The sequence below is a fragment of the Flavobacterium sp. GSB-24 genome (assembly GCF_027924665.1).
Classification (GTDB): Bacteria; Bacteroidota; Bacteroidia; order Flavobacteriales; family Flavobacteriaceae; genus Flavobacterium.
In genome coordinates this window covers 4964570-4987792 of record NZ_AP027043.1, presented here as the reverse complement: position 1 = coordinate 4987792, position 23223 = coordinate 4964570, and the positions used below count along the sequence as shown (strand labels likewise).

The 23223-nt window shown below is 32.4% G+C and carries 23 protein-coding genes; 9 read left to right on the top strand and 14 right to left on the bottom strand.

Annotated elements, in window-relative coordinates; genetic code table 11:
- The first annotated feature begins 29 nt into the window (after positions 1 to 29).
- Positions 30 to 1232, top strand: a complete 1203-nt coding sequence (locus QMG60_RS21045; protein WP_057116721.1) for an NAD(P)-dependent oxidoreductase — start codon at positions 30 to 32, stop codon at positions 1230 to 1232.
- Between the two features lie 229 nt (positions 1233 to 1461).
- Here the strand turns inward: QMG60_RS21045 and fumC are convergent, their stop codons facing one another.
- Entirely contained in the window at positions 1462 to 2847 is a 1386-nt protein-coding gene (fumC, locus tag QMG60_RS21040) for a class II fumarate hydratase (protein ID WP_281866304.1), read from the bottom strand.
- Positions 2848 to 3186: 339 nt separating this feature from the next.
- Between fumC and QMG60_RS21035 the strand changes: the two genes are divergently transcribed.
- A complete protein-coding gene (locus tag QMG60_RS21035) occupies positions 3187 to 3366 on the top strand; it encodes a hypothetical protein (RefSeq protein ID WP_057116719.1) in 180 nt (59 codons plus the stop codon).
- Positions 3367 to 3626: 260 nt separating this feature from the next.
- Here the strand turns inward: QMG60_RS21035 and QMG60_RS21030 are convergent, their stop codons facing one another.
- Together QMG60_RS21030 and arsC are read right to left on the bottom strand one after the other, a co-directional pair.
- Positions 3627 to 6119: a TonB-dependent receptor gene (locus tag QMG60_RS21030; RefSeq protein ID WP_057116718.1), complete on the bottom strand. Its 2493-nt coding sequence runs from the start codon at positions 6117 to 6119 to the stop codon at positions 3627 to 3629.
- 92 nt (positions 6120 to 6211) lie between these two features.
- Positions 6212 to 6556, bottom strand: a complete 345-nt coding sequence (gene arsC, locus QMG60_RS21025; protein ID WP_281866303.1) for an arsenate reductase (glutaredoxin) — start codon at positions 6554 to 6556, stop codon at positions 6212 to 6214.
- A gap of 115 nt (positions 6557 to 6671) precedes the next feature.
- On the opposite strand from arsC, the gene QMG60_RS21020 reads away from it, so the two are divergent.
- Both QMG60_RS21020 and QMG60_RS21015 read left to right on the top strand, forming a co-directional pair.
- Complete coding sequence (locus tag QMG60_RS21020; RefSeq protein ID WP_134139923.1) at positions 6672 to 7604, top strand: CPBP family intramembrane glutamic endopeptidase; 933 nt, start codon at positions 6672 to 6674, stop codon at positions 7602 to 7604.
- A 4-nt stretch (positions 7605 to 7608) separates the two neighbouring features.
- On the top strand, positions 7609 to 8652 hold the full coding sequence (locus tag QMG60_RS21015) for an AMP-binding protein (protein ID WP_281866302.1): 1044 nt from the start codon (positions 7609 to 7611) through the stop codon (positions 8650 to 8652).
- Between the two features lie 210 nt (positions 8653 to 8862).
- On the opposite strand, the gene QMG60_RS21010 is transcribed toward QMG60_RS21015, so the two are convergent.
- The 4 genes from QMG60_RS21010 to QMG60_RS20995 form a co-directional block, all read right to left on the bottom strand.
- Positions 8863 to 10077: a methyltransferase domain-containing protein gene (locus QMG60_RS21010; protein ID WP_057116714.1), complete on the bottom strand. Its 1215-nt coding sequence runs from the start codon at positions 10075 to 10077 to the stop codon at positions 8863 to 8865.
- Between the two features lie 136 nt (positions 10078 to 10213).
- Positions 10214 to 12187, bottom strand: coding sequence for a KUP/HAK/KT family potassium transporter (locus QMG60_RS21005; RefSeq protein ID WP_057116713.1), 1974 nt, complete (start codon positions 12185 to 12187; stop codon positions 10214 to 10216).
- A 130-nt stretch (positions 12188 to 12317) separates the two neighbouring features.
- Positions 12318 to 13601, bottom strand: coding sequence for a hypothetical protein (locus tag QMG60_RS21000; protein WP_281866301.1), 1284 nt, complete (start codon positions 13599 to 13601; stop codon positions 12318 to 12320).
- A gap of 116 nt (positions 13602 to 13717) precedes the next feature.
- On the bottom strand, positions 13718 to 14194 hold the full coding sequence (locus QMG60_RS20995; protein ID WP_281866300.1) for a hypothetical protein: 477 nt from the start codon (positions 14192 to 14194) through the stop codon (positions 13718 to 13720).
- A 149-nt stretch (positions 14195 to 14343) separates the two neighbouring features.
- On the opposite strand from QMG60_RS20995, the gene QMG60_RS20990 reads away from it, so the two are divergent.
- Positions 14344 to 15405 carry a hypothetical protein gene (locus tag QMG60_RS20990; RefSeq protein ID WP_057116710.1) on the top strand — a complete coding sequence of 354 codons (1062 nt, stop codon included), beginning with the start codon at positions 14344 to 14346 and terminating at the stop codon, positions 15403 to 15405.
- 74 nt (positions 15406 to 15479) lie between these two features.
- On the opposite strand, the gene QMG60_RS20985 is transcribed toward QMG60_RS20990, so the two are convergent.
- From QMG60_RS20985 to QMG60_RS20965, 5 genes are all read right to left on the bottom strand, one after another.
- On the bottom strand, positions 15480 to 15938 hold the full coding sequence (locus tag QMG60_RS20985; RefSeq protein ID WP_057116709.1) for a hypothetical protein: 459 nt from the start codon (positions 15936 to 15938) through the stop codon (positions 15480 to 15482).
- Between the two features lie 23 nt (positions 15939 to 15961).
- On the bottom strand, positions 15962 to 16381 hold the full coding sequence (locus QMG60_RS20980; protein WP_281866299.1) for a hypothetical protein: 420 nt from the start codon (positions 16379 to 16381) through the stop codon (positions 15962 to 15964).
- A gap of 33 nt (positions 16382 to 16414) precedes the next feature.
- Entirely contained in the window at positions 16415 to 16957 is a 543-nt protein-coding gene (locus QMG60_RS20975) for a sigma-70 family RNA polymerase sigma factor (RefSeq protein WP_057116707.1), read from the bottom strand.
- 77 nt (positions 16958 to 17034) lie between these two features.
- Positions 17035 to 18189, bottom strand: coding sequence for an SRPBCC family protein (locus QMG60_RS20970; protein ID WP_057116706.1), 1155 nt, complete (start codon positions 18187 to 18189; stop codon positions 17035 to 17037).
- Positions 18190 to 18320: 131 nt separating this feature from the next.
- Positions 18321 to 18509, bottom strand: a complete 189-nt coding sequence (locus QMG60_RS20965) for a hypothetical protein (protein WP_057116705.1) — start codon at positions 18507 to 18509, stop codon at positions 18321 to 18323.
- A gap of 136 nt (positions 18510 to 18645) precedes the next feature.
- Here QMG60_RS20965 and QMG60_RS20960 point away from each other — a divergent pair, with 136 nt between their 5' ends.
- The gene (locus tag QMG60_RS20960; RefSeq protein ID WP_057116704.1) at positions 18646 to 19026 is read left to right on the top strand and encodes a nucleoside triphosphate pyrophosphohydrolase family protein; all 381 of its coding nucleotides are present in this window, start codon (positions 18646 to 18648) and stop codon (positions 19024 to 19026) included.
- Between the two features lie 146 nt (positions 19027 to 19172).
- On the opposite strand, the gene QMG60_RS20955 is transcribed toward QMG60_RS20960, so the two are convergent.
- Positions 19173 to 20243, bottom strand: coding sequence for a branched-chain amino acid aminotransferase (locus tag QMG60_RS20955; RefSeq protein ID WP_057116703.1), 1071 nt, complete (start codon positions 20241 to 20243; stop codon positions 19173 to 19175).
- A gap of 304 nt (positions 20244 to 20547) precedes the next feature.
- Between QMG60_RS20955 and mnmD the strand changes: the two genes are divergently transcribed.
- Both mnmD and QMG60_RS20945 read left to right on the top strand, forming a co-directional pair.
- Entirely contained in the window at positions 20548 to 21210 is a 663-nt protein-coding gene (gene mnmD / locus QMG60_RS20950) for a tRNA (5-methylaminomethyl-2-thiouridine)(34)-methyltransferase MnmD (RefSeq protein ID WP_281866298.1), read from the top strand.
- 165 nt (positions 21211 to 21375) lie between these two features.
- Entirely contained in the window at positions 21376 to 21573 is a 198-nt protein-coding gene (locus QMG60_RS20945) for a hypothetical protein (RefSeq protein WP_057116701.1), read from the top strand.
- Between the two features lie 30 nt (positions 21574 to 21603).
- On the opposite strand, the gene QMG60_RS20940 is transcribed toward QMG60_RS20945, so the two are convergent.
- On the bottom strand, positions 21604 to 22548 hold the full coding sequence (locus tag QMG60_RS20940) for a LysR substrate-binding domain-containing protein (RefSeq protein WP_134139931.1): 945 nt from the start codon (positions 22546 to 22548) through the stop codon (positions 21604 to 21606).
- A gap of 106 nt (positions 22549 to 22654) precedes the next feature.
- Between QMG60_RS20940 and QMG60_RS20935 the strand changes: the two genes are divergently transcribed.
- A complete protein-coding gene (locus QMG60_RS20935; protein WP_057116699.1) occupies positions 22655 to 23134 on the top strand; it encodes a Dps family protein in 480 nt (159 codons plus the stop codon).
- The last annotated feature ends 89 nt before the right edge of the window (positions 23135 to 23223 follow it).

Below are 23223 nucleotides of genomic sequence, written 5' to 3'. Positions count from 1 at the left end.
ATATTATTGAATATTAAAATCATTTATAAATGAAGTTTGGAATCATAAAAGAAAGAAAAAATCCACCAGATAGAAGAGTTGTATTTGCTCCAAATGAACTCACAAGATTAAAACAGCTTTATCATGATGCTTCTGTAAAAGTAGAAAGTTCGGATATTAGAATATTTTCTGATGAGGATTATAAAAATATGGGAATCACCGTTACTGAAGATGTTTCAGATTGTGACGTTTTATTTGGTGTGAAAGAAGTTCCTGTCGAAGATTTGATTCCAAACAAAGCCTATTTCTTTTTTTCTCATACGATTAAAAAACAGCCTCACAATAGAAAATTATTGCAGGCAATCTTAGAAAAAAATATTGATTTGTATGACCACGAAACCATTGTTGACGAACATGACCGCCGTTTAATTGGTTTTGGACGTTATGCTGGAATGGTTGGTGTTTATAACGGAATTCGTGCTTTCGGAATTAAATTCGAGTTATTTAAGTTACCAAAAGCTGAAACACTTTCAGGAAAAGAAGCTCTGATAATGCACTTAAAACGCATTACAATGCCGGCCTTAAAATTTGTAATTACTGGAACTGGAAAGGTTGGGAGCGGAGCTAAAGAAATTTTGGATGCTATAAAAGTAAAAGAAATTACGGTTGATAATTATTTGACGAAAAAATATGCGCAGGCAGTTTATGTGCAGCTTGATGTTTTGGAGTATAACAAAAGAAAAGACGGACAGGTTTTAGATTTTAATGATTTTGTAAATCATCCAGAAGAATATGAATCTGATTTTGAAAGATTCACCAAAGTGTCTGATATTTACTTTGCAGGACATTTTTATGCCAGTAATGCACCAATGATTTTAACTAAAGAAATGCTGAATGCCAGCGATTGTAAGTTAAAAGTCGTGGCAGATATTTCCTGCGATGTAAATGGACCGATTGCGAGTACAGTTCGTTCTTCGACAATTGCAGAGCCTTTGTACGGATATTTTCCTTTAGAAGACAAAGAAGTTGATTTCTTCCATCCCGCAGCAGTTGCTGTTATGGCAGTAGATAATCTTCCATGCGAAATTCCAAAAGATGCCAGCGAAGGTTTTGGGGAACAATTTATGGAACACGTAATTCCAGCTTTCTTCAACGGTGATAAAGACGGAATTCTAAAAAGAGCCAAAATCACAGAAAACGGTAAATTAACAGAGAGATTCAGTTACTTACAAGATTATGTCGACGGAAAATGATTTTTTAATTGTGAATTGTGAATTGTGAATGATTAATGGTTAATTGTGAATTATAAAAGGTTATAAAAAAAAGGATTTCTCAATCTGAGAAATCCTTTTTTTTATAATAGTTACCATCAACCATCAACCATCAACCATCAACCATCAACCATCAACCATCAACCATCAACCATCAACCATCAACCATCAACCATCAACCATCAACCATCAACCATCAACCATCAAAAATTTAAACCATCTCCTCAGGTTTCACCCAAGCATCAAAATCTTCTGGAGTTACGTAGCCTAAACGAACTGCTTCATCTTTTAGAGTAGTTCCGTTTTTGTGTGCGGTTTGTGCGATTTCGGCAGCTTTGTAGTAACCAATTTTAGTATTTAAAGCTGTAACCAGCATCAATGAATTGTCTACTAATTCTTTAATGCGTTTGTGATTCGGTTCGATACCTTGCGCACAATGTTCATCAAAAGAAACACAAGCGTCTCCTAATAATTGTGCCGATTGTAAAAAGTTAGCTGCCATAACAGGTTTGAAAACGTTCAATTCATAATGCCCCTGCATTCCTCCAACGGCAATTGCCATATCGTTTCCGATAACTTGTGCGCAAACCATTGTAAGAGCTTCACATTGCGTAGGATTTACTTTTCCAGGCATAATAGAAGATCCTGGTTCGTTTTCAGGAATGTGAATTTCGCCAATTCCAGATCTTGGCCCTGAAGCTAACATTCTAATATCATTCGCAATTTTATTTAAAGAAACGGCTAATTGTTTTAAAGCGCCGTGAGTTTCAACAATTGCATCGTGTGCAGCAAGAGCTTCAAATTTATTTTCCGCTGTTACAAACGGATGATTCGTAAATTTTGCAATATATTCAGCTACTTTTACATCGTAGCCTTTTGGTGTGTTTAGTCCTGTTCCAACCGCAGTTCCGCCCAATGCGATTTCAGATAAGTGCGATAAAGTATTTTTAAGAGCCTTTAAACCAAAAGCTAATTGCGCGGCGTAACCAGAAATTTCCTGGCCTAATGTTAAAGGTGTTGCATCCATTAAGTGTGTACGGCCAATTTTTACAACATCTGCAAATTCTGCTGCTTTTTTAGCTAAAGTAGCATGCAGTTTTTCTACTCCAGGAATGGTTGTTTCTACAACCATTTTATAGGCTGCGATATGCATTCCGGTTGGGAAAGTATCGTTTGATGATTGTGATTTATTTACATCGTCGTTAGCTTTTATGAATTGTTCGCCTTCGCCAATTTCAAAACCTTTAAGAACCTGTGCGCGATTTGCAATTACTTCATTAACGTTCATGTTGCTTTGTGTACCAGAACCAGTCTGCCAGATTACAAGCGGAAACTGGTCATCAAGTTGCCCAGCTAAGATTTCGTCGCAGACAGCAGCAATAGCATCTCTTTTTTCTATTGGTAGAACACCTAAATCATAATTTGCATATGCTGCAGCTTTTTTTAGATAAGCAAAACCTTCTATGATTTCCTTTGGCATTGAAGCCGATGGTCCGATTTTAAAATTATTTCTAGAACGTTCTGTTTGTGCACCCCAATATTTATCGGCTGGGACTTGAACTTCGCCCATGGTGTCTTTTTCTATTCTGTATTTCATTTTTTTGTTTGTAAAATGTTATTTGAAAATGTGAAATGTTATTTGTAAAATTGAAACTTCTTTTGAAAACGAGTGCCTTAGCCCTGATGGAAGCGGCATCCTTTTTGTTTTTTCTTTAAAAACAAAAAGATACAGCGGACAGCAGGAAAGAGCTCCTGAAAATTATTATTATTTGAAATGAACTCTTTATTTAAAAGGTTTCACGTTCAAAAAAAAGCTTATTTAAAATGAGTATAAATATACGGATAAATGTTATTTAACGAAAATTGATTTAGATTTTATTGCTGAGAAAAAATATATACCCTACATTTGTCGTAACATTCAAAAATTCCGGAAAACATGTTTGAATTTTCACAGTACTTAGGCTTTTTACTTTTCTTAACCATACTAACTATAGGGTTTTGGTTAATGTTTTTCTTAGTTGGTTTCGTATCTTATTGGGTTACGGGAGCAAGCTGGGAAATGTTCAAAGAAAAGAGAGCTAAAAAAAGACAAGAAGAACAATCTATTAAATACTAGATTGATGTCATAAGAAAAGAACCCTTTTGGGTTCTTTTTTTTTGCTGCACAAAAAAATAAATTCCAATACTAAAAAATCCAAATTCCAATTTCATTTGGAAAATTCCAATTCTTGAAATTCTAAATTCCAAAATATAAAAGGTTAAATACAAAAAATCCCAAATCCCAATCTTATAAATTGGAATTTGGGATTTTTTGTATTATAATTTATCTCAAAGAGATTGGAATTTGGAATTTCAGGAATTGAAATTTAACTGATGTTATCCTGGGAATTCTCCACCGCCTTCTCCGCCGCCTTCATTGTTTTTTGGTATATTTTTATCTCTTTCACCTTTTGCTTTGTTGAAACGGTAAGTGAATGACAAATTAAATTGACGTTTACGAAATTGGAATTCGCTGTATGAATTTACATTGTCCAAATACGTATAAGATCTCATTTTTCTAGAATTAAAGATGTCGCTGATATTGAATGCAATTGTAGCTTTGTCTTTTAATACATCTTTGCTTAGAGCAGTATTCATTCCGAACATTCCCAAATTTTTACCTTGAGCTGTTTTTTGTTCGCCATTGTACATAGCTGTCAATTGCCAGTCAATTTTGTATGGAAGCGTTACTTTAGAGTTGATTCTTGCAAACCAAGAATTAGCCTGATTGTCTAAATTTTGAACAATTTCGTTTCCTTGTGTATCGGTATAACTGTTTTCTCCAGTTGTTTTTACGTTGAAAAAGTTGAAATTACTGTTTAATTTCCACCATTTGAATGGAGTATAATTAAATGTAAATTCGAAACCAAATTTTTGTTCTCTTCCTAAGTTGATAGGAGAACTTTTAATTACTGGAGTACCAATAACCGTTTCACCTGGCGCAGGGGTTACCACTTCACCGTCAGGAGTTACAACGTCACCAGTAGGAGATCTTACAAAACTAAAAACGTCTTTTGTGCTTTCAAAATACGCTGAGGTGTTAAATGTTACTTTATCCCATCTTTTGATATAACCTATGTCATATTTATCTGTTAAAGAAGGATCTAAATCTGGATTTCCTTGAAATATGTTAATGTTACTTGCGTAATTTACAGCTGGATTCATAAAACGTCCTCTTGGTCTGGATAAACGTTTGCTGTAACTTGCAGAGAAATTACTTTGGTCTGAAATTTCGTAACTAACAAAAGCACTTGGAAATAAATTGTTGTATTTTTTAGTGTTAAAATCGCTGTTATCTAATAAGTTAACCTCGATATTAGTGTCTTCCCATCTTAGACCAAATAAATAAGAGAATTTATTTACTTTGAAACCATATTGCGTATAAAGGGCATTAATGTTTTCTTTATACTCTAATGTGTTTGATAAATTAGGATTTGGAACTGTACCATTTGTAACATCATAAACGTTGTTCAAATCGCCAAAACTTCCTTTATAACCTGCTTCAAATTGACTGCCTTCGCCTAATGGCAATACATAATCTGCCTGAAATAAAACTTGTTTTTGTACTTGGTTGTTTAATGTCGTGTCAAAATTTGGTGAATCAGTAATAGTACTATTACTGTCATCTGTATTTCTTGAAACAGAAAGATCTGCAGTAAGTTTGTGTCCTTTATCGTTAAAATTTTTAATTAAGTTTGAAGTAAATTCAATATTTTCGCTCCCAGTATCTGCGTTGTTTAAACGGTAAGTTGTTCCTGTAAAATTACGGCCGGCATCATAATTATAATAATTAATCAAATCTCGATCGTCACCAGTGTTCTTTTGATAATTAATGGCGTTTGTCCAGAAAGTCGTTGGAGTAACTGTCCATTCAAATCCAGCTCTTCCGTTAAATCCGTTTCGGGTACGTTTAGTATCACGATCTTCATCCAAGAAACTTTTTGTTGTTCCGTCTGGATTAAGGTATTCTGAATTTGTTTTACCAGCTCCTTCGTTTGTTCTGTAGTTGTACCCCGCAGTTGTGAAGTAGTTTAGTTTTTCAGTTTTATAATTCACATTGGCACTTAAACCATAAGTTTCTGGTAAACCTGTAGAAGCAATTAAAGTTCCGTTAAAACCTTGATTTTTCCCTTTTTTAAGAATAATATTGATAATTCCAGATCCGCCTTCGGCATCATAACGCGCTGATGGATTAGTGATTACTTCAACTTTATCAATTGCATCAGCAGGAAGCTGTCTTAGGGCTTCTGCCATATTTATAGCTTGAGAAGGTCTTCCGTCAATTAAAATACGAATGTTGTCGCTTCCTCTTAAACTTACATTTCCTTCTGTATCAACAGAAACAGATGGAACATTGTCTAAAACATCACTTACACTTCCACCTTTTACAATCATATCTTGACCAACGTTGTAGACTTTTTTATCTAATTTTATTTCTACAGATGATTTTTCTGCACGAACTACAACTTCATTTAATTGTGCAGCATCTTCAGATAAATTTACTACGCCCAAATTTGTGTCGTCTTGAATACTCTTTTGCTTGATCTCTGTTGATTTAAAAGAAATAAATTCAACTTTTATGTCGTAAGTTCCAGGCGCAACAGCAACCTCAAATTCTCCTTTTGGATTTGTAATACCACCAGCAATAACTTTAGTGTCATTTGGGGCAGTAATAGAAATTGTAGCATACTCCAAAGGTTGTTTGCTTACTTTTTCATAAACTTTTCCTGTGACTTTAACTTTGTTTTTGCCACCCGGACCTTGCTGAGAGTAATTGTAAAAACTTGTAAGTAAGAATACAAGTAATACGGCAAATTTGATTTTTTTCATTTTTTTTGGTTTCTTTTTCTCTTTAGACGGCAAATGTAGTTTTTGGTTTAAAGCAAGAACTCACAAAAAAATGTTAATAAGGTATTTTAGAATCAATCTAAAAAAGAAGCTACTAGTTCTGGATCCCTGCCAATAATAGCTTTTCCATCTTTCACAACAATTGGTCTTTCTATCAAAATTGGATTTTCTACCATCGCGTTAATAATTTGATCATCGCTTAAAGTTTTGCCTTTAAAATTTTCGATCCAGATTTTTTCCTTAGTTCTAATTAATTGAATAGGCTCAAGATTAAGCTGTTTCAGCAAAGTTTTAAGTTCATCAAAAGATGGAGTTTGTGTTAAATAAGGTATAATTTCGAATTCTTGATTGGATTGTTCTAGAAAAGCAAGGCAGTTTCGTGATTTTCCACATCTCGGATTGTGGTAGATTTGTATCATTTTGTTATATTTAAACGTTTCAATATTCGTAAAATAAAAAAGAGGTATTTTAGCTATACCAAAAGTAAGATTAACTTATCGAATTTGAATTCTCATTTTTTAAAATTTAAAATTTATGTTTTTAGAGCAAGGAATTAAACCTGAAAATAAGTTTTGGAAATATCTTGTAGGATCTGTTTTTATTATTGCAGCTTCTTTCGTCGGACAAATTCCAATTACGGCCGCGGTGTTTTATAAAACTTTTTCAGAGAAAAAAGCTTTTCCAACGACCAATGAAGGAGTTATGAAAATGTTTGAGTCCAATACAACGCTTTTTTTGGTAATGATCTCGTTTATTTTTGCTTTTGCTGGAATTTATTTTGTTGTAAAATATATTCACCACCAAACATTATTGTCAGTAACAACTTCAAGGCCAAAAGTAGATTGGAGCCGAATTTATTTTTCTTTTTTCTTGTGGACATTCTTTTCTTTATTGAGTTTTTTATTTGTTTATCTAAGAGCACCAGAACAGTTTGTATTGAATTTTAAATTAATTCCATTTCTGATTTTAGTCGTTTTGGGTTCTATTTTAATTCCTATTCAGACTAGTACAGAAGAATATGTTTTTCGTGGATATTTGATGCAGGGATTTGCTAATCTGGCTCGAAATAGATGGTTTCCGCTGCTTATGACCTCAGTTATTTTTGGATCAATGCATTGGGCAAATCCAGAAGTGGCTAAAATGGGAAATGTTATAATGATCTATTACATAGGAACAGGACTTTTCTTAGGAATTATCACCTTAATGGATGAAGGCATGGAGCTGGCTCTTGGGTTTCATGCTGCTAATAATCTCGTAGGAGCATTATTGGTTACTTCAGATTGGTCGGTTTTTCAGACACATTCTATATTTAAAGATCTTTCGGAGCCATCAGCAGGAATTGATGTTATTTTGCCTGTTGTAGTTATTTATCCTATTCTGCTTTTTATTTTCAGTAAAAAGTACGGCTGGACAAATTGGAAAGAAAGATTAACAGGGGATATTAATAAAATTGAAGTAATAAATTAAAATCATGTCAAATTTAACCCATAAAAATGTTCACAATTATTTCAAGTTAAATGGTTATCATTTAAACGCAAAAGATTTGTGTCGTGTCGCTTATAGTTTTATCAAAGAAGGAGATGCTTACGAACAATCAATAGGAGAGTTCTTTTTGGATTGGTTTGATAAAAAAGAATATATCGAAATGACTACTTCAGGAACTACTGGTCTTCCTAAATTAGTTCGACTGCAAAAACAGGCAATGATTCATTCTGCCTTAGCAACTGGTGATTTCTTCGATTTAAAACCGGGAGATAAAGCTTTATTGTGTCTTCCAACTCAATTTATTGCGGGAAAGATGATGTTGGTGCGCAGCCTAATTTTAGGATTAGAACTTGACGTAGTTTCGCCAAGTCTTCATCCGCTGGCTTTAAATTCTAAAACTTATGATTTTGTTGCGATGGTTCCGCTTCAGGTTCAAAATTCGATAAAAGAACTCTCAAAAGTTCGTAAGCTGATAATCGGTGGTGCAAAAATGGATTCTTCTCTTGAGGAACAACTTTTACCGCTTAAAACCGAAATCTATGAAACTTATGGAATGACGGAGACAATTACTCATATTGCAGCAAAACGTCTGGGAGATTCTGTTTTTTCAATTCTGCCAAACGTAAAAATATCTCAAGACGAACGTCAATGTCTAGTAATTAATGTTTCTACAATTTCTGATGAACCAATTGTGACTAATGATCTGGTAGAATTGGTAAATGAACAGCAATTTATTTTTCTAGGAAGAATTGATAATGTAATTAATAGTGGAGGAGTGAAGCTGATTCCAGAACAGATTGAAGCCAAATTGATAGGCAAGATAAGTAACCGATTTTTTGTAACTGGACTTCCTGATACTGTTTTAGGAGAAAAATTAGTTTTGGTTATTGAAGGTGAAAAGCAAGACTTTCCAGCCGATTTCTTTGATGTTTTGGGAAAATATGAAAAACCGAAAGAAATTGTGTTTGTTTCAAAATTTAAAGAAAACGAAAACGGAAAGTTACTGCGAAAGCCGACCTTGCAATCTTGAAGAAATTCCAAATTAAAAATTCCAAATTCCAATACTTTGAGTTTAGAATTTTGTCAAGTTTTAAACTTTGTCAAAATTAGATAACGAAGTACCAATATCAGAAATTAAAAAATTCCAAATTCCAAGTTTAAGATTGGAATTTGGAATTTTAAATATTGAGTTATTCCGTAAATAATTGGAATTTGGAATTTAAAAATATTGGAATTTAAATTAAGCTTTACGTTCCAAAAGTGCCATGTAGAATCCGTCAAAACCAGATTCTGAAGCCAGCATTTTACGGTCTTCAACAAAAGTAAATTGTTGTCCGATTTCTGTTTTTAAGAATTTCTCTACCTGCTCCTGATTTTCTGATGGTAATATAGAACAAGTTGCGTAAACTAATTTACCGCCTGGTTTTACAATTTTAGAATAGTTTTCTAAAACTTCACTCTGTACTTTACGAATATTGTCAATAAATTCAGGCTGTAATTTCCATTTAGAATCTGGATTTCTCTTTAAAACTCCTAAACCGCTACAAGGTGCATCAATTAAAACACGGTCTGCTTTCTCGTGTAGTTTTTTAATCACTTTTGTGCTGTCGATAATACGGTACTCAATATTAAAAGCGCCGTTTCTTTTAGCTCGCAGCTTTAGTTGTTTTAATTTGCTTTCGTATAAATCCATTGCAATCAACTGACCTTTATTTTCCATTAAAGAAGCCATATGCAATGTTTTTCCTCCAGCTCCAGCACAAGTATCAACAACACGCATTCCAGGTTTTACATCCAAAAATCCTGCAACTAATTGTGAATTGGCATCTTGAACTTCAAAAAGACCTTGTTTAAAAGCATCTGTTAAAAATACGTTTGCTCTTTCTTTCAACACTAAAGCTTCTGGCTGATCTTTTAAATATTCTGTTTCAATATTTAAATCCATCAAAGTATTTCTAAGGTTTTCTTTAGTACCTTTTAAAGTATTGGTTCTAAGGATAACTTTTGCCGGCTGATTTTGTGCGGCAATTTCTTTTGCCCACACTTTTTCACCCAATTCTTTAACTCCTAATTCGTCCATCCAATCTGGAATAGATTCTTTTAGAGCTCTGTTTTTAGATAATTCGTCAAAACGACCTTTTATTTTTCTTTCAGGAGTTCCTTCCAATTGTCTCCAATCAGGAATTGGATAACCGCGAAGAACAGCCCAAACGGCAAACATCCTCCATAAGTTATCTCTGTCATAAGGTTCCTTAACATCTGCAATTTCTGCGTACAATCTTTTCCAACGAACAATTTCGTATATCGTTTCAGCAACAAACTTCCTGTCAGAACTTCCCCAACGTTTGTCTTTTTTTAATGCTCTTGCTACCACTTTGTCTGCATATTCTCCTTCATTGAAAATTGCATTTAAAGAGTCGATGGTAGTATAAACTAAATTTCTGTGTAATCTCATTTTTAATATTTGAGTTGCAAAGGTACTATTAATTGATTGAAAGTTAAATTTTTAATACTGAATCTTAATTCAGATTCTCATTAAAAGAAAAAACACTCTAAAAGATAGAGTGTTTTTTTGAATTATTTAAAAGCGTTTATTTAATTATACGCGTTAATCCAATATTTTCTGGCGCATGAAGCACCATTGGGAATTTCTCTATTTTTACAGAACTGCTGTCTAGTCCAAAAGCTCTTTCTTCAGACAAACTCAGTTTTTTAATAAAGAAGTAAGAATTCATGATAATGTTTTCATGCCATCTTAAATCGTTGTCGTTTGATAAGAATTTCTCAGATAAAACAAATTTAAAGTCTCCAATAATATTGTTTTTGTTTAAAGATTCGTAACGGCTTGTAATATCTACTTCGCCGCGTTTCACCATGTCTTTGATAACTTCTCTAAACATCAAATTGATTTTAGTAGGTTCTCTAAAACCTAAATTAAAGTCAATTCTATAAATATCGTCTTTAGCGATTTCTGTTACCTTGTATTGTGTTTTATAAGGTTCTGTCAAGATATTAACGTGAACAAACCAATAAATATCAGCTCTTTTTGGGCGTTTTTGCAGAATAGAATAAATTACTTTTTCCTCCAATTCATCAACTCGATTTGCATTGGTCATGTAAACTAAGTGTGTCGCATATTTCGGAATAGATAAATCTTGGCTTAGTTCTACTAATACACGTTTGTAGTCATCAATTTTAACCACTTTCGTGTAGTTTTTATTAATTTTCTTAGCTAAGTACCAAATAGTCATTACAGAGATCAGCATACTTGCAATAATCAATGTTACATAACCACCTTCAGCGAATTTCGTGATATTAGCAAAAAGGAAACTAAATTCAATCAAAAGATAAATTGTGATCAACGGAACCATGAAATATAATTTCACACGTTTCATGATTAAGTAATAATTCAACAAAATCGTGGTCATGATCATACATAAAATAATGGCAAGACCATACGCATGCTCCATGTTTCCAGATTTTTCAAAATGTAAAACGATTCCAACACAACCAAAAAACAATAACCAGTTGATTGACGGAATGTATAATTGACCTTTTACTTCTGTTGGATATTTGATTTTTACTTTAGGCCAGAAATTCAAACGCATAGCTTCATTTATCAAAGTAAATGATCCGCTGATAAGCGCTTGAGAAGCAATTACAGCTGCTAATGTTGCCACTACAATTCCGAATGGTAAAAACCAATGCGGCATAATTAAGTAAAACGGATTCCCGTTTTCTCCACCTAGTTGCTGCAACGTACTTCCTTCATGGTGAATTAAGTAAGCTGCTTGTCCGAAGTAGTTTAGAACCAATGTTGTTTTTACAAAAATCCAGCTGATTCTGATGTTTTTTCTTCCACAGTGTCCCATGTCAGAGTATAAAGCTTCAGCTCCAGTTGTACATAAAAATACAAAACCAAGAACAAAGAAACCATCAGGATGAATCGATAATAAATGGTAAGCATAATATGGATTAATGGCTTTAATTACTTCTGGAAAATTAATAACTTGTATAGCTCCTAAAGTTCCCAGCATCGCAAACCATATTAACATCATTGGTGCAAAGAATTTACCAACGAGTTTAGTTCCGAATTGCTGAATCGTAAATAAAACAAATAAGATCGAAATAACAATATAGACAATGGTTTGTGTTTCCATTGTTGGATAAAATGCCCTAATTCCTTCTACAGCAGATGAGATTGAGATCGGCGGTGTTATAATTCCGTCTGCAAGAAGGGCACTTCCTCCAATGATGGCGGGCACAATGAGCCATTGAATTTTTGTTTTCTTGACTAATGCGTATAACGCAAAGATTCCACCTTCACCATGATTGTCTGCACTTAAGGTAATAAGTACATATTTAATTGTAGTTTGTAATGTCAAGGTCCAAAACACACAAGAAATACCTCCTAAAACAATATCGGCATTAATCGTGTGATCGCCCAGAATAGCCTTCATTACGTACAATGGAGATGTTCCAATATCTCCATAAATAATTCCTAAAGTAATCAATAAACCCCCAATAGACAACTTACTATGTAAGTTTTTATGCGATGCGCTCATGTATATTTTTATAAAAGACGGTTGCAAATTTACTGTTTTAAAACAAATTAGAAGCAATTAAAATTAAAAAGATAAAAAAAAGCACAATCGTAAAATTGTGCCTCTATTTTAATGATAAATTGAAATATTGTTAACCTCTTCTTCCGCCGCCTCTTGAATTTGAGCCGCTTTCTCTCTGTGCCTGTCCTCCTCTTGATTCTTGACTAACTCTTGGAGACTCAGAACGCTGAGTGTTTTGAGGTCTTGCAGTGTTTGATCTGCTTTCAGAATAGTTTCTTGAAGGCTCGGTTCTTTGAACTGGAGCAGACTGAGTATTCACTCTATTTGAACTTGCCCTGTTTTCAGAATAATTTCTAGGAGCTTCACTTGTTTGTGAAGATTGTCTGTTACTATAACCTCTATTTTCTGAATTTCCTCTTGCAGCAGGAGTAGTAGCTGAATTATTTCTGCCATAATCTGATCTTTGAGTATTTTCATTTCTTACAGGTGCGTTTACTGTTGAAGTATTGTCCCTGTTAGTATTTGCTGTACGATTTGTGTTGTAGCTTCTATCAGAATTTGTTCTGTTAGTGTTATAATTTGTATTCGTACTTCTGTTTTCTGAATAAACTCTTCCAGTATTCGATCTGTTAGTGTTGTAAGTGTTTGAATTTCTATTAGATTCTCTGCTTGCAATTCTTCTTTGATCTAAATCGTATCTGTTGCTAACATTAGAATGTCTTTGAGCAAAGCTGTAATTTGGTTTCATTCTTTCGTAACCATATGTACGTCTTGTTTCATAAATAGCTGGAGCTCTGTAACTTCTTCTAGTGTTTACGTAGTTGTAGCTGTTGTGAACATTGATACATACATTTATGTTATTTCTGTATCTATACACAGGATAAGGTCTCCATGCAGAATAGTATGTTGGATAGTAACCCCAATACCATGTTGAATAGTATGGTCTGTAGTTAGTAACCCAGAAAGAAGTATAAATTACTGGAACAACACTGTAAACAGGCTCATAAATATAGTTGTCGCCATATAAATAAGAGTTTCCAACAACCTGAACACTTACTTTATTATAATTATCTCTTTCAACATCGATAGTAGCAACGTCTTGGTAAACATCACGATCCAAAACAGCTTGAATAATTACAACGTGGGTTCTGTCTTCTACAGATTCAATTACACGCAGGTAATCAACTTGGTCGTCGCCATTTAAATCAAGGTTAGAAATTTGATATTTAGGATCGTTTAATCTTCTTTCAAAATCTTGAAGATTTGCAGATTCTCCAAACATAGAAGCTACTGCTCTTAAATCTAAATTATCGCTTATATCTGAATTTTTGGCGTATACAGTAGCTCCAGCTTGTGCTTGACATGAACTGATTGCTAATGCAAATAGGGCTATTATAAGTAATTTCGCTTTCATGACTAAATCATATTAAATTATTTGTATTACTAGATATCCAATTACTGTGCCACAAAATAATTTTATTGCTTTTAGATTTTATGTTGTTGATAATGAGTGTGATTTTATTGGGTGCTTTATCTTCTAATAGTTAAATAGATATTTAGTGCTGTGTACATAAACGGAAGTATGATGTCTTTAGCACGTAAACCTGAGTCATTATAATATGAACTTCGTTCTCTATCTGCATTCCTTTTTGGATTTATATTTTGACGATCTGTGCGGATAGCCGAATTTGCACTTCTATTTTGATTTTTTAATATAATATTGATAGATGCTACATCTTGATATATATTGGGACTTATTTCAGATTGAATTTTTATTATTTGAATGTTGTTCTCGATTTTATCTGAAACTTTTAAGTAATCAACTTTTCCATCATCATTTAAATCAAGATTTGAAATTCGATCTTGAGGATAATTTATTTTTTTCTCAAAGTCTGCGAGATCTGCAGATTCTTCAAATAGTAAGCCTACAGCATTTAAATCTAAATTTTCTTGTACGTAAGAACTGTTTGGATATACGTTAACTTTTTGTGAATGAGCTGAATTCATAGATAATAGTAAGATTCCAGTCAAAACTATAATTCTCATATTTTATTTTTTACAATTGTAAGAAATATACTTCAATTATTATGCCAGAAAAAATCATTTGAATTGTTAGAAATAATCGTATTTTAGCATTAACCAAATTTTGAATTCTTATGAAAAAACTCGCTTTATTTTGTGGTATTTTTATTTTATTGATGTCTTTTAAAACATTTAATTATAAAACTAAAGTTTGCTACAGCGGCGGTTTTACATCAATGACTGTAGATACCTTATTTAAAGATAGAATTAGTATAAGAGCAATTCTAATTGATAAAAATAAAGTTTGGTATGGTGCTGATAATTCGCGTTTTGGATATTATGACCTAGATAAGAAAGAGAAATTTGAAGAGCATATTTACCGAGATACGCTTAAATTAGAATTTAGAAGTATTGCTCAAACTTCTAAAGATATATTTCTACTGAGCGTCGCAAATCCAGCTTTACTTTATTCTGTATCAAAAAAAGATCGTAAAGTTAAATTGGTTTATAAAGAAGTTAATCCCAAAGTTTTTTATGATAGCATGCAGTTTTGGAACGATAAAGAAGGAATTGCAATTGGTGACCCAACAGAAGATACTTTTTCTGTTATTGTTACTCGCGATGGAGGAGAAACTTGGACTAAATTATTATCTGATAAATTACCAACAAATGCTACCGGAGAAGCTGCTTTTGCTGCCAGTAATACGAATATTGTAATAAAAGGAAATGATACTTGGCTGGTTTCTGGAGGAAAAAAATCACGTGTTTTCTATTCGCCAGATAAAGCAAAAACATGGAAAGTAATTGAAACTCCAATTGTGCAGGGAAAGGAAATGACAGGAATTTTTACGGCCGATTTTTACGATTCTAAACAAGGATTTATTGCTGGTGGAGATTATGAATTTCCGAATAAAAAACTAGATAATAAAGCTTTTACAAAAGACGGAGGAAAAACTTGGGAATTAATTGGCCAGAATCTAGGATTTGGCTATGCATCATGTGTGCAATATGTTCCAGGAGGAAGCGGCAGAGAAATTATTTGTGTAGGTTCTGAAGGAATACAATATTCTCAAAATGGAGGTGAAAACTGGACACAGCTTTCTACAGATTCAAAACTTTTTACCATCCGATTTGTCAATCGTAATACTGCAATTGCTGCAGGACACAATAAAGTAGTTCGACTTAACTTTAAATAAAAAAATAAGAACCCTAAATAATAAAGTAAGTATTATTATATAGGGTTCCTATCACTGTTGTTGCGTATTTGAATTTAATCTTTACCAGCTTTATCTCTATATTGCTGTAGTAATTTTCGATTAAAGTCGTCTTCAGATTTTTTAAGCTTTAGTATTTTTTTTGCTGAAAGCACTTTCTTTAAGCTTGTCATATATTTTTCTCGAAGTACATACAATTCCTTATCTGTACTTTCTATTTGAGATAATAATGTTACTGCATCTTTGTCCGAAAGATTATTGATGTTGTCATCATTTAATTTTCGCAGATAAGTTTTCATTTTCAAATGCTTTAAGTCGAATTGCTTGTCGTCGTAAGCATTGTAAATTGGCCAGAATTTTTCGGCTTCTGTAGAAGTCAGTTCTAATTCTGTTGTTAAAAAAGAAACTTTAAAAGCTTTAATTTTTTCACGCTTTTCGTCAATTTTTCCATTTTGTGCAAAAAATGAAAAACTGGTCAGAAAGAGCAGAAGCGGTAAAATATTTTTTATTTTCATTGTTAAGTTGAGTTAAGTTTAATTTAGTTTTGTTCTGAAATTAAATGTTCTATGTTCGGACTGTTCGATAAAATATCTTCTATCGTTTCATCTTCCAAAGTAATGTCATTGTTTATTTTTTCGATATCGCTGTCATCTAATTTTTGAATTAAATCGTATTGATTCAAATTAGATTGATACGATAAATAGGTTTCTAAAGTAGCTTCGTCAAGATCATTTGATGTTGCTCTATAATTGTTCACAATTGGAATCATTAAGGCAAAACCTACTACCGCTGCCGCTACTAGAGAGAATGTTTTTTTACGTTTGTAAAAAGGAATTACTTTTACTTCTTTTTCGTTTAATTGCTGTAAAACTTTCTCTGAAAAATCATCAAAATAATGCTCGGGAGTTTTAAATCCAGATTTTATTTTTGGTTCGTTTTCTAATTTAAATGTTTTCATAATACCTATAAGATAGTTTTAGTTACAAAAGGTTTAATTTGATGTAACATATAATTCGATTTTTTTTACTGCATGATGATAGGAAGCCTTTAAAGCTCCCACAGAAGTTCCTAAAATTTCTGCGATTTCTTCATATTTTAATTCTTCAAAATATTTCATTTTGAAAACAAGTTGTTGTTTTTCTGGAAGTGTTACAATTGCTTTTTGAAGTTTAATTTGAATTTCATCCCCATCAAAATAAAGATCAGCTTTTAAATTATCAATTGTTTTATTCTGTAGATCTTCAGATGAAATACCGCTTAATTTTGCTTTTTGAGATAAAAAAGTCAATGCTTCGTTTGTGGCAATACGATACATCCAGGAAAAAAGTTTACTTTCACCTTTAAAGTTTTTTAGATATTGAAAAACTTTTACAAAAGTATTCTGCAAAACATCATCTGCATCATCATGATTCAAAACGATATTTCGAATATGAGAATACAAAGGTCTCTGATAATCAGACAGGAGTTTTTGAAACGCAGCATTTTGCGTTTCAGGGTTTAATAATTGTTTTATAAATTCCTTCTCGTCTATCAAACTTTTTGTTTTGTAAACCTTCTTAATATAACTTAGACTGAATTTAAAACAAAAGGTTTAATGAGTGAACCTAAAGTTTAGAATTCTGACTGTTCTTCTTCTTTAGCAGGAGTTGTTGCAGCTGGGGCTGGAGTAGCAGCAGGTTTTTTCTGTGCTGGTTCCGCTTGGGTTTCTGGTGAATAAACTGGTGTAGTTACTACAGGTTCTTCTACTTTAGGTTTAACTGGGAAATAAATTTCAGTAACTAATTTAGACGAGCCTTTAACATCCAATTTACTTAGTGTCCAAATTTCAAGATGCGACCAGCTTAATTCTGGAGTAATCTTTTCTTTGTTTATAAAAGCTGTTGTTTTGGCAATAGCTTCATTTCTATGAGAATAATCTCCGGTAAGCGTAGTTTTTACAGCATCGAATCCGTTAAGTTTTCCAGAAAGAATGTCACTTCCAGAACTAATAGAAATTTCTTTATTGATTGGTAAACAGATAGAGATTTTAGCTAAACCTGTTTTAGTGTCATACGTATGATAAATAATAAAAGGCTTTCCGCTTGCAGATAATCCGTTTGTTTCGCTAAAGTGAATTAGCTTCGGAATTACAATTCGGGCATTTTTGTTTACTTTTTCTATCTCACTTGTAAAAGTTTGTTTTATATAGGGAGTTTCAGTTTTTTTAACCAATCCATCAACTTTAACAGCATAAGTTTTTGTTTCGTAATCAAGGTTTTTATCAATATTGGCTAAACTTTTTTCATAAATAGTACCAATAACTCTGTCAGAACCTCCATGTAATGCAGTGTAGATTTTGAAAAGAAAACTCATAGTTCCTTTTCCTTTCCAGGTAACTTTAGTTTTTCCGTTCAAGGTATCTTTTAAAGTCCAGCTCACATCTGCCTCTGTACCCTCGTATTTCATTTTTTGCTCAATGCTTTCACCATCTTTTGTTTTAAGTATGATTGCATTTCCTTTTCCTTCAACTCCGTCCCAATAAAAAGAAGCCCCGCTTCCGCTTGTTTTGTTCGGAAAAGTCATTTGTATTGAAGGATCTTCAACCGACCAAGATTCAAAATCTTCGTAATTTCTAAAATCATTAAGATAATTGTAAACCGTTGCACGAGGCGAATTGATTACTTTGCTTCTTTCTACATCAAAAATTCCTTTTTGTGTAGCAACAAAAACGGTAAGGGCAACAAGACTTAATAACGCAAAAAGAAATAAATACTTAAGAATTTTCATTGGTAGATTGTTTGGTTTCGTAAAGTTATAAATTTTATTGTGAGTCTTACTAATAACCAATAATTATTAGGTTTTATTTTGCTGCGATGTACTTTTTTATCGAAAAAAGACCCTTTTAACTTTGAGGATAATTATCTTTTAAAGAAAATTTTAATCAAAAATAAAATTGCGATGAATAGTAAAAAAACAAGTAATACTTTATAATTTCCTTTGTAAAAGATTTTATGTAATGCTAAATCTTTTCGATAAGCAAATATCATTACGATTACAAAAGCAATAAAAAAACACACCCCAAATATTAATTGTCCTTGACTAAACATAGCTTTAAAATTATTTTTGGCAAATTTAGAGAATTGCAGACGATTTGCTGCTAAATTGCCTTTTGATTTAATTCAGTTTTATTGCTAGATTTATATCGAAGTAGTTTAAATTAGCAAAAAAAAAAGAAACAACTATATGAAAAAACAACTTGACGCCGTAACAGAATTTCACACCGCTTTTAAAATTGGCCACAGCGCAACACCAATTGCCGATGTTGGAGCTGAGAAAAAATTACTTCGTTACAATTTAATGAAAGAGGAAAATGAAGAATATTATGAGGCAGTTCAAAATAATGATTTAGTTGAAATTGCAGATGCGCTAGGAGATATGATGTATATTTTGTGCGGTACAATTATAGAACACGGGCTTCAGGATAAAATTGAAGCTGTTTTTGATGAAATTCAGCGTAGTAATATGAGTAAGCTTGGCGAAGATGGGAAACCAATTTATCGTGAAGACGGTAAGGTAATGAAAGGTCCAAATTATTTTAAACCTGATTTTTCGAAGCTTTTGTAAAAAAATCGCTGTGCTATTTGAGTGTCATTTCGACGAAGGAGAAATAACAATATTGCGTTTAAATAGTTATACGATAATAGAGTAAAATACAAAACCCGACAGATTTTTTAAAATTTGTCGGGTTTGTTTTTATAAATATCTTTTGATTATTGAACTTTAACTGTCCATCCGTAAGTGTCTTCAGAAAGTTTGTTTTGAAGACTTGTTAGTTTTTCTTTTAAGAAAGAAGCGTATGAATTCTCGATTGGAGCCATTTCATAATATTCATCTTGATAAGAGAAGCCTTTAATTACGCTGATAACTGCAGCAGTTCCAGCTCCAAAAATTTCTTTTAAAGATCCGTTTTTAGCAGCTTCAACTAATTCTGAAACAATTACTGGACGAACTTCTACTTTAAGACCTTCTTTTTCAGCCATTGCGATCAAACTTTTTCTAGTAACACCATCCAAAATTCTTTCGCTTGTTGGAGCAGTCAATAAAGTATCGTTGATTCTGAAGAAAACGTTCATTGTTCCAGCTTCTTCTAATTTTGTGTGCGTTGCATCATCAGTCCAGATAACTTGTTGAAAACCATCTTTGTTTGCCAAGTTAGTTGGGTAAAATTGCGCAGCGTAATTTCCAGCAGCTTTCGCGGCACCAATTCCGCCATTTGCAGCTCTACTGTAATGTTCAGCAATAATTACTTTTACTTCACCTCCGTAATAAGCTTTTGCAGGAGAAAGTAAAATCATGAATTTATATTCGTCAGAAGGATTGGCGATAACTCCAGGTCCTGTAGCAATCATAAACGGACGGATATACATACTTGCTCCGTTTCCTCTCTGAATCCAGTCTTTGTCTAATTTCAATAATTCATTTAAACCATCCATAAAAATAGATTCTGGAATTTCTGGCATCGCCATTCTTACTGCAGAACTATTAAAACGTTTGTAGTTTTCATCCGGTCTAAACAACCAAACATCATTATTGTCATCTTTATAAGCTTTCATTCCTTCAAAAATAGCTTGACCATAATGGAAGACTTTTGAAGATGGATCCATCAAAATAGGAGCATAAGGTTTAATGACAGGATTTTGCCATTGTCCGTTTTTAAAATCGCATTCGAATAAATGGTCTGTAAATACAGCACCAAAACTTAAGTTGTCAAAATCTACTTCGTTTATTTTTGTAGAAGTAGCTTTTATGATTTCAATTTTGCTTGTTTGAGTTGTACTCATAGTTATGTAAGTTTTTTGTGAGATATTTCACGGTCGAGAATCTAACGTGATGATATCATGTAAAATAGAATTTATTGAATGCAAAATTAAGTAAAATAATGTAAAAAGCTTAGTGAAAATTCATTATTTACTGCTTTTGATTGAGATTTATTTATCCTATAATAAACTCAAATATTTAATTCGTTTTTATAAAGATTTTATGAAAAAACTATCGATTTTTAAGGCTTTACGCATTAGTTTTGACTAATTTTGAATATTAAAATGGCTTGAAAATCAATAAAAAGCTATTACAAATTTCGAAAAAATGAAAAGGGAAATAATTAAAACGCTAGACGGCTCAACTACAATTCGTTTGCTAGAATGGGATGAATGTTATCATTCGAAACATGGTGCAATTCAAGAAGCTAAACATGTATTTATTAAAAACGGACTTGATTTATTTGAGCAGCCAATAAGTATATTAGAAATAGGTTTTGGAACAGGTTTAAATGCCTTTATTACTTTTTTAGAAGCTGTCCGTAAAAAACAGAATATTGATTACGTTGGAGTAGAAGCTTATCCCGTTGATGCAAATGAAATTCTGGAGATGAATTATGCCGAAGAGCTGGAAGCATTGGAATTTGAGAACATTTTTGAAAAAATGCATAAAACTGAATGGGATAAAAAGGTAGAAATTTGCGATCTGTTCTCGTTAACCAAAAGGAAACAATTTTTTCACGAAATAAACGATTTTGAAATTTTTGATTTGATTTACTTTGATGCCTTCGGATATAGAGTACAACCGGAGCTTTGGAGTACAGAAATTTTTCAGAAAATGTACAATAGTTTAAAGCCAAACGGTGTTCTTGTAACTTATGCAGCGCGCGGAGTTGTTAAAAGGAGTATGATCGAAGTTGGGTTTACAGTAGAAAAATTGGCAGGCCCTCCAGGGAAAAGAGAGATGTTTCGAGCTTTTAAAAAGGTTTAAATGAACTATTTAGAATTATTCTAGATTGATTTATATGTTTTAAGAAAACGTATTCGTTGCTAAATTTTTTTAAAAAATAAGTTAAAAGTAGTATTTATGTTGGATATTTGATTAAATTTGCTCGAGTTTAAAAAAATAGATAACCCCCGAAAATCTTATTTTATTATGTCAAAAATGATGTTTGATTACACGAAATCAATACTTGAAAGAGTAAGTTTCGACCCGGTACTTTTCTGCAAGGAGTTAGAAAAAGCTATCAAAACACTGTTACCTTACGAAATGGAACAATTGCAAGAATGGTTATTAAATTTCATTATTGAAAAACCAGAATTAAAACAGAGTCTACAGCTAATTAAAGTATAAGAGAAAAGGAGCCAAAATTGGCTCCTTTTTTTATGCTTTCTTTTGTAAAGGACTAATGATTTGAACATTCTGAAAAACAATTGCTCCTTTTACAACGCCGGCAATTGTAGATCTGATCGCGTCAATGATTTGCATTTTTAATTCGCTCTTTGGGTAAATTAAACTTACCTCACGAGCAGGTTTTGGTTCCTTAAAATTACGTAGTTTCAGTTTGTCGGAATCTTTTAAGTCTAACGTGTGCAAGTACGGAAGTAACGTTGTGCCAAGGCCTTCGTCTGCTAATTTAATCAGGGTTTCAAAACTGCCGCTTTGAATCTGAAAATTAGTCTGATCGATGTCGGAACCATTTTTGCATAAATTAAGAATTCCATCTCTAAAGCAGTGTCCGTCTTGTAAAAGAAGGATTTCATTTAAATTTAAATCAGAAACTTCTATTTCCTGCTTTTGAAAACTAGCATGATGCTCAGGAATATAAGCCACAAATGGTTCGAAGTATAAAACTATTTCTTTAATTTTTTCATCTTCCAACGGTGTTGCAGCTATCGCAGCATCTAAATGTCCGTTTTTTAACTTTACAATAATTTCGTCTGTGTTAAGCTCTTCAATTAAGAGTTTTACCTTTGGATATTTTTTGATGAAATTATTTAAAAACATCGGTAAAAGCGTCGGCATAATGGTTGGAATTATTCCTAAGCGGAATTCTCCTCCTATAAACCCTTTTTGCTGCTCTACAATATCTTTTATTCGATCGGCTTCGTTTACAATGTTTTTCGCCTGGTTCACTATTTTTTGACCAATGTCAGTAAGTTGAATAGGTTTTTTGCTTCTGTCGAAAATTAATATATTAAGTTCTTCTTCAATCTTTTGTATCTGCATACTCAAGGTTGGCTGAGTTACAAAGCATTTTTCAGCAGCAAGAGTGAAATTTTTATGCTCAGCAACTGCTAACACATATTGTAATTGAGTTATAGTCATATTGATAGTAAATTTTGATGCAAAAATAAGAAAATATAATTTTTATTTATATAAAATTCATGAAACTTACTTTAAATTTGTAGTAAATTAGTGTAAAAATTAAATTATGAAAACAAATATTTTAGGATTACCTGTAAAAGAATCAGAAGAATTAGTAAAAGAGTTGAATGTATTATTATCAAACTTTCAGGTATATTATCAAAACTTGAGAGGGATTCACTGGAACATTCGAGGAAAACGTTTTTTTGATTTACACGTAAAATTCGAAGAATTATATACAGATGCACAATTAAAAATTGATATGATAGCCGAAAGAGTTTTGACAATTGGGGGAACTCCGCTGCATACTTTTGATGACTATATTAAAAATAACAAATTAACTGTTGGAAAAAATATTTCTAATGATGAAAAAGCTGTTCAGTTAATTGTTCATTCGTTATCAGATTTGTTAAAAATTGAAAGAGACATACTAAACAAATCTGACGAAATTAACGATGAAGGTACTAATTCTATGATGAGTGACTTTATTGCTGAGCAGGAAAAAACAATTTGGATGATGAATGCTTGGTTAGAAGAAACTCTTTAAAATATTGTTTGTTAACGATTTAAAAGCAGAACAGCATAAAAATTGCGTTCTGCTTTTTTGTTTATGTTAAATTTCTATAAAAATCTCTT

Excerpts from the sequence above, each read along its gene's own strand:
- QMG60_RS20955 (WP_057116703.1), bottom strand. The coding sequence starts at position 20,243 with ATGAGTACAACTCAAACAAGCAAAATTGAAATCATAAAAGCTACTTCT.
- QMG60_RS20945 (WP_057116701.1), top strand. The coding sequence starts at position 21,376 with ATGTCAAAAATGATGTTTGATTACACGAAATCAATACTTGAAAGAGTA.
- QMG60_RS21010 (WP_057116714.1), bottom strand. The coding sequence starts at position 10,077 with ATGAGATTACACAGAAATTTAGTTTATACTACCATCGACTCTTTAAAT.
- QMG60_RS20970 (WP_057116706.1), bottom strand. The coding sequence starts at position 18,189 with ATGAAAATTCTTAAGTATTTATTTCTTTTTGCGTTATTAAGTCTTGTT.
- QMG60_RS21015 (WP_281866302.1), top strand. The coding sequence starts at position 7,609 with ATGTCAAATTTAACCCATAAAAATGTTCACAATTATTTCAAGTTAAAT.
- QMG60_RS21035 (WP_057116719.1), top strand. The coding sequence starts at position 3,187 with ATGTTTGAATTTTCACAGTACTTAGGCTTTTTACTTTTCTTAACCATA.
- fumC (WP_281866304.1), bottom strand. The coding sequence starts at position 2,847 with ATGAAATACAGAATAGAAAAAGACACCATGGGCGAAGTTCAAGTCCCA.
- arsC (WP_281866303.1), bottom strand. The coding sequence starts at position 6,556 with ATGATACAAATCTACCACAATCCGAGATGTGGAAAATCACGAAACTGC.
- mnmD (WP_281866298.1), top strand. The coding sequence starts at position 20,548 with ATGAAAAGGGAAATAATTAAAACGCTAGACGGCTCAACTACAATTCGT.
- QMG60_RS21005 (WP_057116713.1), bottom strand. The coding sequence starts at position 12,187 with ATGAGCGCATCGCATAAAAACTTACATAGTAAGTTGTCTATTGGGGGT.
- QMG60_RS21020 (WP_134139923.1), top strand. The coding sequence starts at position 6,672 with ATGTTTTTAGAGCAAGGAATTAAACCTGAAAATAAGTTTTGGAAATAT.
- QMG60_RS21045 (WP_057116721.1), top strand. The coding sequence starts at position 30 with ATGAAGTTTGGAATCATAAAAGAAAGAAAAAATCCACCAGATAGAAGA.
- QMG60_RS20990 (WP_057116710.1), top strand. The coding sequence starts at position 14,344 with ATGAAAAAACTCGCTTTATTTTGTGGTATTTTTATTTTATTGATGTCT.
- QMG60_RS20935 (WP_057116699.1), top strand. The coding sequence starts at position 22,655 with ATGAAAACAAATATTTTAGGATTACCTGTAAAAGAATCAGAAGAATTA.
- QMG60_RS20960 (WP_057116704.1), top strand. The coding sequence starts at position 18,646 with ATGAAAAAACAACTTGACGCCGTAACAGAATTTCACACCGCTTTTAAA.
- QMG60_RS20985 (WP_057116709.1), bottom strand. The coding sequence starts at position 15,938 with ATGAAAATAAAAAATATTTTACCGCTTCTGCTCTTTCTGACCAGTTTT.
- QMG60_RS20995 (WP_281866300.1), bottom strand. The coding sequence starts at position 14,194 with ATGAATTCAGCTCATTCACAAAAAGTTAACGTATATCCAAACAGTTCT.
- QMG60_RS20980 (WP_281866299.1), bottom strand. The coding sequence starts at position 16,381 with ATGAAAACATTTAAATTAGAAAACGAACCAAAAATAAAATCTGGATTT.
- QMG60_RS20940 (WP_134139931.1), bottom strand. The coding sequence starts at position 22,548 with ATGACTATAACTCAATTACAATATGTGTTAGCAGTTGCTGAGCATAAA.
- QMG60_RS20965 (WP_057116705.1), bottom strand. The coding sequence starts at position 18,509 with ATGTTTAGTCAAGGACAATTAATATTTGGGGTGTGTTTTTTTATTGCT.
- QMG60_RS21030 (WP_057116718.1), bottom strand. The coding sequence starts at position 6,119 with ATGAAAAAAATCAAATTTGCCGTATTACTTGTATTCTTACTTACAAGT.
- QMG60_RS21000 (WP_281866301.1), bottom strand. The coding sequence starts at position 13,601 with ATGAAAGCGAAATTACTTATAATAGCCCTATTTGCATTAGCAATCAGT.